A 278-nucleotide genomic window follows, 5' to 3' on the forward strand; every position below is an offset into this window, starting at 1 on the left:
GGCGTGACGGCGCGCCAAGGCGCGCGCGGGGCGTTGCTTTACGCCTCCTTGGCCTTCGTGCTCGGCTTCTCCACCGTGTTTGTGGCGCTCGGCGCCGGCGCCTCGACCATCGGCCACCTGCTGCGCGTCTGGCAGGGACAACTGGCGATGGTTGCGGGCGCGCTGATCATCGTCATGGGCCTCAACTTCCTCGGCATATTGCGCATTCCGCTTTTGTCGCGGGAGGCGCGCTTCCAATCGCAGGGCAAGCCCGCAAACATGGTCGCCGCCTATGTCAT

The 278-nt window shown here is 66.5% G+C and carries 1 protein-coding gene; it reads left to right on the forward strand.

The features are described from left to right. A partial coding sequence (locus EN818_RS32430) for a cytochrome c biogenesis protein CcdA (RefSeq protein WP_281039979.1) occupies nucleotides 1–278 on the forward strand: 278 nt, incomplete at both ends.

Origin of the sequence: Mesorhizobium sp. M3A.F.Ca.ET.175.01.1.1, from assembly GCF_004791945.1 — a bacterium.
Taxonomy (GTDB): domain Bacteria; phylum Pseudomonadota; class Alphaproteobacteria; order Rhizobiales; family Rhizobiaceae; genus Mesorhizobium.